Genomic DNA, 8,607 nt, shown 5'->3' with positions numbered 1-8,607 from the left:
GTTTGTTAGAACGTATTCTCCATTTTTAGTATATTTTGTATGTGTGGCTTTAGCTTATTTTCTTTGTTTTTATTTATTTCCCAAATATAATGCTGCCTTAGCCTATTTGGGCTTTTTAATTATATATACATATATTGATATTGGGGTTTTTATTTTAGGTTTTTTTATGGGAAAAATCATTGTCAAACGCAGCATTGACATTAGCTTTTTGCTGTGTCTAATATATGCATTAATTTCTTTCGGGTTGATGCTCTTGATAGGTTCTCTGAAATACGTTTTTTATGATTATATGTATAGTAACTTTACGTTTACATTTTCAATCTTCATTGAATCATTAGGTGATAGAGATAGTTTGTTTGTTTCAATTGGGACATTGATATCTTTTTTTATTGGAGAAATTGTAGAATACATCAATAATAAATCTAATTCTTGACGTATAGAACTGGATAGTTGAAACGCTTTTATGCATAAAGTGAAAATAAAAAAAACGGGCAAAGGATTATACGACTATGACCTTTACCCGATTTTTTTATTTCCATATATTCATGTCAGACAAAATAGACATGGTTATTTCAGTAGCGTTGCTTCCGGTAGCATTGCTGTCAGCACCAATGTTGGTAGCAAAAAAGTATGTATTATCTGCAGTTTCGATATAGCCTATAAACCAACCATTCACATCTTGTCCGTTTACTCGTCCGGTTCCAGTTTTTCCGTAGAATGATCCGGCATCGGAAGAAGAAATGCATATGGAATCTTTTACTGCATTGATGTTTTCAGGGGCAAAGCTTAAACTGTTATTTTGCAGCTTAGTTAAAAGTTCGACCTGTTCTACCGGGGAAATTTCCAAGGAAGATTCCATCCAATAGGTGGAGAAATCGCCGCTCATGTTCTTATTTCCATATCCGATTTTCTTGATATAATCGTAAACGGAAGTAGTACCAAGTTGTTCGTCCACTGATTGGAAGTACCAGTTCACAGATGAAGCCATAGCAGACTGCAAGGTCTGATCAGCGTTCCATGCTTCAAACGGATAGCTTTCTCCATTCCATGCAATAAAGGAATCTTCTGGTGTAATGACACCTTCTTCCAATCCAAATAAAGCATCATATATCTTGTAAGTGGAATCCGGCGCAACTCGTAGCGTAGCATGTTCTATATCATGTATGCTCCAGGCATCATTTCCCAGATCGTATAAAACAAAGCTTCCTTCGTATTTTCCAAAGTATTTAGAAAAATCTACATATGAAATATTTTCTGAGGAAGATTTCCATTGGTAGTGACTTTCGTCCGCTGCATATGTAGAAATAAAAGGTGTAAGTCCCATTATTAGAACTGTGGTCAGTATAAAAGCAGTCATGCCTTTTAACTTCTTGTAAAACGTTGGTTTCTCATAAGAAGCGATGTTGATAATGCGACGCTTTATTTGTTTCATGTTTCCGCTAAGGCTGGCAGCAAACGGAAAAGGAGAAATGGAGACCTTTTCTATAAAGTTAATCAGCGTATTTCCATAATTCTCATAATCGTCTTCTTCCAGCATTTTCAGAACAGAAGTGTCACAGGCAACTTCTCTGTCATTACGCATTTCTCTTAGCGCAAACCAGACAAAGGGGTTAAACCAATAAAGCACTCCGGCAAAGTTCATAAGATAATTGGCAATGGCATCCTTATGTCTGTAGTGTTGCAGTTCATGCAATAGCATATATCTCATATCAGATTCATGATAATCTGAGATTAAATGAATTGGCAGATAAATACATGGCTTCAAAAATCCTACGATAATAGGTGATTTCAAAAAAGCGGTACTGTACACAGGAATATTCCTTGTTATTTTCATCTCATTCAAGCATTTGTTATACAGTCTGCGAACCTCTGGGTTCTGAAGGGGGAGCGCAGATCTCTTTATTATGCGTAAACGAAGAGAAGATTTGATTACCAATATCATCATCGCAAGCATTCCCACAATCCATATACCTAATAAAATATATCCGGTAACGGATGGCGTGTCTTTATTTACAGAAAGGGCAAAGTCATTCATCCAATTTGTAGTACCAGATAAAACGGTATCCATAACATTATTTGCACCAACATCGGCATGAGAAGCGGAAGAGTTTCTTACGCTACTGAGCCATGAGAAAATTTGCGGAAAACTAATTAGACGGAAGGGGATAAAAGGCACTGCTAAAAGTCCGAGTAACAGCAACCATAGATTATACTGCATCCGGCTGGACAAGTTGTTTCTGAATACCCATTTGGCTATCAAAAGAATTCCAACGATACCGCTGATAAATACATTGCATAATAAAAAGCGTATCATGAAATTAGCCATGTTAATCGCCTCCTTTTTTGGAACTCTTGGAAAGAAGGGAGCGAAGTGTTTCAATTTCTGTTTCAGACAGTTTATCGTTTTCTATGTATGCAGATAGCATAGAGGTAATGTCACCATTATAGTAGCGATTCAAGAAAGAATTACTTTCTTGACTAATATATTCACACTCTTTTACTAACGGTGTGTAAACAAAAACACGACTTTGTTTTTCATAAGTGAGAACACCCTTGGTCACAAGACGCTTAATGAGCGTTTGGATAGTTTTGGGACTCCAGTTTGTTGTTTGTAGTAATTTTTCTGTTATTTCATTGGTGTTAATGGGGGCATATTTCCATACAATTTTCATAACTTCAAATTCTGCTTCCGAAATTTGTGGTAAATTCTTCATGTAAATCACTCCTTAAATCTTACGCCTGTAATAAAAATAGTATATTCTGTATTTGTTGAAATGTCAATTTTGGAAAAATAGTTGACTGTAAATCTTACTTGTGTAATAATTGAACTATTACATAAGTAAGATTTGAGGAGGTGGAAAGTTATGGGGAAAATGTTGCTGTTGTCATTTGAAAATAGTGAAGATGATGTTATTAGCGAGATATTAAGCATATTAGAAAATAAGCAAATGAAAATATGTGAAAATAAGAACATAAAAAAATGCTTAGAATTTCAGGGATTAACAATAAATGCTGAAAGACGGTTGGCGGTAAAAGGAAACAAAGAAATAGAATTTACTTTTACGGAATTTGAAATTCTTTTACTGTTAGCGCAAAATGCTGGAATGGTATTTAGCAAGGAGAAAATATATAATATTGTTTGGAAAGAGCCATATTTTGGTGATTATAATATTGTCATGAGCCATATCCGCAACCTGCGTGGAAAAATAGAAGATAATCCAAGTAAACCGATTTACATACAGACTGTATGGGGAGTAGGGTATCGCTTCAATAAAAATTTAAGCAGTGGTCTGTAAGTTATAGTCCAGATCACTGCTTATTTTTCTTTTTTAACACCCAAGAGATATTCACAAGATACATGAAAAAATTCTGCCAGAGCCACTACTTCATAATCCGGTACAAAGCGTGTCCCTTGTTCAATGCGTAATACAGTCAAATCACTAAATTCATATCCGGCAAGCTGGAGTTGTTCAGCTAATGCTTTTTGTGATATGTGCTTTTCGGTTCGTAATTCTTTTACACGTTGTCCAATAAGGTTTTTGGAATTTTTTTCTTTATTCCAGTAAATCTTCATTCAAATACCAACTTTCTAAAGATGAAGTGCTACATGATTGATTTTACGGAATAATGTTGATAATATACTTCTAAAGATGAAGTATAAGAAAATAAATTTATTTGATGTAATCTTGGGATTGATAATACTGACTGCAAAATGCAATACTTATATGGAAAGGTGGATACAAAATGAACGAAGTATTTGAAACAGTAGCAGAGGTATTGGAGGAACTTAGAAGCGAAGCAGAAGAACGAGAGTATTCTGTTCACACAAACGAATCGGAAAATGCAGATAAAGCATTGAAAAAGGCGAATCGGGAATATGAAACGGTGTTGGCTGAGCTTTCTGCAGAGCACAGAGAATTTTTCGAAAATTATATGGATATAGTGGATCACGCTCATTTTCAAGAAGAACAAAGAGCCTACTATCAGGGGATGGTAGATGTAATGCAGATATTTGACGGACTGGGGATTTTAAAGGAAAGAAACAAAGTGAAAGAAGTGCTTATGCATATCAAAGAATAGTTCAAACAGGGTGGATGGCTTACCAGGAAGCTGACCACCCTGTTTTTCTTCAGAATAATTCAGAAATAATCCAGAAAAAATCGAAATCTTTCTGCTATTCTGTTTCATGGGTCTTATATGTACGAAGATAGGCTTCTACCAGTGCAAGAATGGTGGTTATCTGATCGTTTGTACATTCTGAAAGATAAACCAACAGTCTTTGGTAATCCAGATTATCAGTTGGAGCTGCCGGATAAAAGAACGGATCAGCAGAGATGTGTAAAGCTCGAATGAGCTGACCGAGTTTTTCAAGGCTTGGAACATTACCATGATTTTCGATCTCTTTGATATATCTTGATGAAACACCGGATTTTTCGGATAATTCATCATAAGTCAGCTTTTGGTCTAATCTGGCTTTCTTCAGGCGAAAACCCATGTCTTTATCAATTTTCTTAGATTTAGCCATGTCATGCACCTCCGTATATAGTGTATAGTTCACCATTTAAAAAGAAAATGAACTAATAACGCACTATATCAGAGGGATATAATGCACTTGAATAAAATAAGTAACTTTGGATATTGCATATAAAAAAACGCAGTATTCAAAGGTTTTTTCTCATGTTTTTATCCTTTGAATGTGTTTGGGAGAGTTATGGATTCTGAACCGTTGAAAGGATATTTTTGTATTTGGAAAATATTATCCTGCCTATTGCGTGGAAGGATAGGTAAATAGGTCACATTTTAAGTAATGTGGCAAATTCTACAATTGAAAGTGCATTATATACACTCGTAAAATGTGGAGAAAATTTAATATCAGATATAAATAGCGTCCTGTGGGTATGTGCCCATAAGGGCGTTTTTTATATACAGAAAAATTTTTCTAAAATTTTTTCAATCCACCCGAACATCTCCCCGGTTTCATTTGGGAGATACTCCGGAAGGGAAAAAAGGCAAAAGCCTTGGCATTCGGAACGGGAGGAGGTGAACTCGTATGGGGCAACCTTCTTCTAAAGATGAAATGACTATCCGGCACCAATTTGATCGGTTATGCCAGATGGCATTAAAAGGCGAAGCTGTAAATTATTACAAACACATGGACTATCGCAGGAAACACGAAGTTGCATTCTCTGAACTGTCGGAAAAGGAGTTGAGCAAATTATTTACTATGGATGAGTATGGAACAGAATATCATCATTTTGAAGTGCATGGCTATGACATTGAAGTAAAAAATACCCTGATTGCTGAAGCTTTGAAGGAACTTACAGAAAGAAAAAGGAATGTCATTTTACTTTCGTATTTTATGGAAATGAGCGATGCGGATATTGCAAGAGAAATGAATCTGGTTCGCAGTACCATTCATGAACACAGGACACGCTCACTTGAAATTTTGAAGAAGATTATGGAAGGAATAGCAGATGAAAAAGATGTATAAAAGCAGAAATGAGGAAAATTTGTTGCCTTTCCATATTATAAAGGCAGCATCAGAGGGTGATGTAAGCGCTATCAATGCAGTGTTAAAGCACTATGAGGGATACATAATCAAATTGTCTACCAGAAAGTTGTATGACGAAAGTGGACAGGTGCATTACTGCATTGATGAAACGCTGCGTCGCAGACTGGAAACCAAGCTGATTACAAAAATATTGGCTTTTGAAGTTGCATAGCATCCGATCAGAAAGTTCCCTTTCTATTCATTGATTGGAAATGATGCAGCGTTGTACCTTGACAACTGAATATTTTTGCATACAGGACGTGAGGATATGCCGAGCCACTAGGTAGGTTCGCAAAGATGTACCTGCTCTTTTAAGGGTGAACGCGAAGAAGTGTTGAAACATGACATTGAAGCAAAGGTATGGAGCGAGAAAAATCTGACAAAATGTGTGGCAGTAACACAGGGCGATGAAGCATATCTGTAATAATGATACTTCCGGATTGTAAAGAGATTTGCAGTCCGGTCAATTTGAATGACGGTGCAAGACCGATGTGGGCAGAGTAATGACCTGCCACCTGTATTGCATTTTTATCTGCCGATGAGAGCCTGCAATGGGGTGTGGGTTGTCATTGGCAGATAAGGTGCATAATAAGTGAAAGGAGTTTATGGTGAACAAAGAAAAAAGAAATATAAAGCAAAAGAATGATATGGAGCGAATTATTGCGTTAGCACTTGTTAAAAGCCTATATAATCAGGGAAAAATATCTGAGTTTGTTTTTAGAAATATCAGAAGTGACACAGAGAAGAAAGTTTCGCTTGAAAATAGGGACTATCTATGTTAATATAAAAACGTAGAAACAATGTAGGAAAAATAAAAGAGGAGAATACGATGAAGGAGAGATTAGTTGCAATATATGCACGAGTGTCTACTGAGCATGAAGCACAAATATCAGCTTTGGAAAACCAAGTGCAGTATTACGATAATTTATTCCAATATCATCCTGAATGGAAATTATACAAGAGATACATTGATGAAGGTATTACTGGAACATCCGTTAATAAAAGACAGAGTTTCCTCGAAATGATGGAAGATGCTAAAAATGGAGCATTTGATCTCATTGTTACCAGAGAGGTTTCTCGTTTTGCCAGAAATACTGTTGATACGTTACAACAGACAAGAACGTTGAAAAAATATGGTGTAGAAGTATATTTTACTGAAGACAATATTTGGACAATGAATGATGAGGATGGCGAGCTTCGATTGACTATTATGGCAACACTTGCTCAGAACGAGAGTAAAAAAACATCAGTTCGAGTAAAGGCGGGGCAGAAGATTTCCTTCCAAAATGGTGTTATATATGGAAATGGAAATATTTTGGGGTATGATAAAGTAGGAAAAGATTTTATCATTAACGAAGAGCAAGCCAAAACTGTTCGCATGATTTATGATATGTATTTAGATGGTATGGGAATGCGAAAAATTCAATTCGCACTCGAAGCGGCAGGGAGAAAGACTTCAACTGGATTGACACATTGGTATTCATCTTATATAAGTAGGATATTGAATAATCCATTTTATTGTGGAATTATATTATATAGGAAAGAATACGTTCCGGATTATCTGGAGCAAAAGAAGGTTAAGAATTGGGGAGAAGTAGAGCAAATTGCAGTAGAAGGTTCACATGAGCCTATTGTTACTAAAGAAGAATTTGAAAAAGTAAGAAAAATGCTTGATTCTAAATCATTTTCTGTTAATAATAGAGGACGCAGGGGAAAGCATAAAGCCAATGATGTTTGGTGCAGAAAGTTGAAATGCTATTGTGGAGCATCTATGAATAGGCGGGTTTGGCGCAGAGTAAATGGCATTCCACAGTATTGTTATCAATGCTATTCACAGGTGAGAACTGGAAGTATTGCCACTCGAAAAAAGAAAGGACTTGATTTAGAAGGTATCTGTGATACACCGATGGTTCCGGGATGGAAATTGGGGGCAATGGCAGATATAATCTTTCAGAAGTTTTGGCAAGACAGAAATGGAATTATAGAAATCGCAAATGAAATGCTGGAAGAACACTTTAAAGATGATAGGGATATTGATTTTCAAAGTGAGATAGAAGAAACGCAGCGAAAGATTGCGATTATAGATAAGAAATTCGATAATCTGGTTGATATGAGAATGGCAGGGGAAATCGACAAAGCAAAATTCGACGAGAAGAAAAAGAGCTTGTTTGAGGAAAAAGAAAAGTGGCAGAAAATGCTACAGTCATATCAGATAGACGAAGAAGTTTCGGATGAAGAATATGATCAACGCTTACAGGTATTAAAGTATGGGTTGGAACAGAATTTTAATTTCTCAACACATAGCATACCTGAAGAAGTGATAGATGCTTTTGTAAAGGAAATAATCGTATATCCAGACTGTTTTGTATGGAAATTGAATATAGTCGATGATGACTTGAAATTACAGGTCGAGGGTCGAAAAAATGATCCAACAGTTAGCCTGATCGAGAGTCCTACAACTGGCAATGGCAGCACAGGCAGCGATTGCCAATGCAGGAAAATAGAGAACCACAAGTAATTCTACTTCACAACGCTGGTTGTTACAAGGAAAGATGTGCAGGAATATATGAAGCATTGTTTTGGCTTCCCTTTCCTTATATCTCAAAAAGGGCTAAATCCTAAAAGCTATGGCTTTAAAGGACTTAGTCCTTTTTATATGCAAAAAATTAAATGCTTGACGATAAAAAAACTCAATAATGGACTTGACAAAATATAAAAATTAGGATAAGCTAACTTGTGTGAATGAAGAATAACTTATCTGATACATAAAATAAATATATAGATATAAAAGGAATGGAGTGTGCCAAAGGTTTATGAATTTATCAGAGGCTAAAGAAGGAAAAGAATATATTGTCAAAGATATATTGACAGATGATGAAGAATTAAATGAGTTTTTGTTTTCTCTGGGATGTTACAGCGGAGAGCCGATTACTGTGATCACGCATCGAAAAGGCGGCTGCGTGGTATCTATCAAAGATGGCAGATATAATATTGATACTGATTTAGCGCAGGCTATTTCAATATAAAAATGGTGATTTTGATCACTGTTTTTTTAA

11 protein-coding genes are annotated in these 8,607 nt (G+C 35.9%); 7 read left to right on the top strand and 4 right to left on the bottom strand.

What is annotated here, in order from left to right:
- On the top strand, positions 1-433 hold a 433-nt coding region (locus WKT10_RS15015; protein ID WP_340277959.1), incomplete at its 5' end, for a hypothetical protein.
- A gap of 96 nt (positions 434-529) precedes the next feature.
- Here WKT10_RS15015 and WKT10_RS15010 read toward each other — a convergent pair.
- Both WKT10_RS15010 and WKT10_RS15005 read right to left on the bottom strand, forming a co-directional pair.
- Positions 530-2,326 (bottom strand): BlaR1 family beta-lactam sensor/signal transducer, encoded by a 1,797-nt coding sequence (locus tag WKT10_RS15010; RefSeq protein ID WP_002593576.1) that lies wholly within the window; start codon positions 2,324-2,326, stop codon positions 530-532.
- Position 2,327: 1 nt separating this feature from the next.
- A complete protein-coding gene (locus WKT10_RS15005; protein ID WP_002593577.1) occupies positions 2,328-2,714 on the bottom strand; it encodes a BlaI/MecI/CopY family transcriptional regulator in 387 nt (128 codons plus the stop codon).
- A 150-nt stretch (positions 2,715-2,864) separates the two neighbouring features.
- On the opposite strand from WKT10_RS15005, the gene WKT10_RS15000 reads away from it, so the two are divergent.
- A complete protein-coding gene (locus WKT10_RS15000) occupies positions 2,865-3,296 on the top strand; it encodes a winged helix-turn-helix domain-containing protein (protein ID WP_002593578.1) in 432 nt (143 codons plus the stop codon).
- 20 nt (positions 3,297-3,316) lie between these two features.
- Here the strand turns inward: WKT10_RS15000 and WKT10_RS14995 are convergent, their stop codons facing one another.
- Positions 3,317-3,574, bottom strand: a complete 258-nt coding sequence (locus tag WKT10_RS14995; RefSeq protein ID WP_038292320.1) for a helix-turn-helix domain-containing protein — start codon at positions 3,572-3,574, stop codon at positions 3,317-3,319.
- 170 nt (positions 3,575-3,744) lie between these two features.
- Between WKT10_RS14995 and WKT10_RS14990 the strand changes: the two genes are divergently transcribed.
- Positions 3,745-4,080 (top strand): hypothetical protein, encoded by a 336-nt coding sequence (locus WKT10_RS14990; RefSeq protein WP_002593579.1) that lies wholly within the window; start codon positions 3,745-3,747, stop codon positions 4,078-4,080.
- A 94-nt stretch (positions 4,081-4,174) separates the two neighbouring features.
- Here the strand turns inward: WKT10_RS14990 and WKT10_RS14985 are convergent, their stop codons facing one another.
- Positions 4,175-4,525 (bottom strand): helix-turn-helix domain-containing protein, encoded by a 351-nt coding sequence (locus tag WKT10_RS14985; protein WP_002593580.1) that lies wholly within the window; start codon positions 4,523-4,525, stop codon positions 4,175-4,177.
- 525 nt (positions 4,526-5,050) lie between these two features.
- Here WKT10_RS14985 and WKT10_RS14980 point away from each other — a divergent pair.
- From WKT10_RS14980 to WKT10_RS14965, 4 genes are all read left to right on the top strand, one after another.
- Entirely contained in the window at positions 5,051-5,491 is a 441-nt protein-coding gene (locus WKT10_RS14980) for a sigma-70 family RNA polymerase sigma factor (protein WP_002593581.1), read from the top strand.
- Positions 5,475-5,723 carry a helix-turn-helix domain-containing protein gene (locus WKT10_RS14975; protein WP_002593582.1) on the top strand — a complete coding sequence of 83 codons (249 nt, stop codon included), beginning with the start codon at positions 5,475-5,477 and terminating at the stop codon, positions 5,721-5,723. The genes WKT10_RS14980 and WKT10_RS14975 overlap by 17 nt, the downstream gene beginning before the upstream one ends.
- A gap of 657 nt (positions 5,724-6,380) precedes the next feature.
- Positions 6,381-8,069: a recombinase family protein gene (locus WKT10_RS14970; RefSeq protein WP_340277958.1), complete on the top strand. Its 1,689-nt coding sequence runs from the start codon at positions 6,381-6,383 to the stop codon at positions 8,067-8,069.
- A 295-nt stretch (positions 8,070-8,364) separates the two neighbouring features.
- A complete protein-coding gene (locus WKT10_RS14965; RefSeq protein ID WP_066546330.1) occupies positions 8,365-8,577 on the top strand; it encodes a FeoA family protein in 213 nt (70 codons plus the stop codon).
- The last annotated feature ends 30 nt before the right edge of the window (positions 8,578-8,607 follow it).

This window comes from Enterocloster sp. HCN-30185 (assembly GCF_037890305.1).
In the GTDB taxonomy this organism is placed as follows: domain Bacteria; phylum Bacillota; class Clostridia; order Lachnospirales; family Lachnospiraceae; genus Enterocloster.
This window is presented reverse-complemented; position numbering and strand designations above follow the sequence as displayed.

Excerpts from the sequence above, each read along its gene's own strand:
- WKT10_RS15010 (WP_002593576.1), bottom strand. The coding sequence starts at position 2,326 with ATGGCTAATTTCATGATACGCTTTTTATTATGCAATGTATTTATCAGC.
- WKT10_RS15005 (WP_002593577.1), bottom strand. The coding sequence starts at position 2,714 with ATGAAGAATTTACCACAAATTTCGGAAGCAGAATTTGAAGTTATGAAA.
- WKT10_RS15000 (WP_002593578.1), top strand. The coding sequence starts at position 2,865 with ATGGGGAAAATGTTGCTGTTGTCATTTGAAAATAGTGAAGATGATGTT.
- WKT10_RS14995 (WP_038292320.1), bottom strand. The coding sequence starts at position 3,574 with ATGAAGATTTACTGGAATAAAGAAAAAAATTCCAAAAACCTTATTGGA.
- WKT10_RS14990 (WP_002593579.1), top strand. The coding sequence starts at position 3,745 with ATGAACGAAGTATTTGAAACAGTAGCAGAGGTATTGGAGGAACTTAGA.
- WKT10_RS14985 (WP_002593580.1), bottom strand. The coding sequence starts at position 4,525 with ATGGCTAAATCTAAGAAAATTGATAAAGACATGGGTTTTCGCCTGAAG.
- WKT10_RS14980 (WP_002593581.1), top strand. The coding sequence starts at position 5,051 with ATGGGGCAACCTTCTTCTAAAGATGAAATGACTATCCGGCACCAATTT.
- WKT10_RS14975 (WP_002593582.1), top strand. The coding sequence starts at position 5,475 with ATGAAAAAGATGTATAAAAGCAGAAATGAGGAAAATTTGTTGCCTTTC.
- WKT10_RS14970 (WP_340277958.1), top strand. The coding sequence starts at position 6,381 with ATGAAGGAGAGATTAGTTGCAATATATGCACGAGTGTCTACTGAGCAT.
- WKT10_RS14965 (WP_066546330.1), top strand. The coding sequence starts at position 8,365 with ATGAATTTATCAGAGGCTAAAGAAGGAAAAGAATATATTGTCAAAGAT.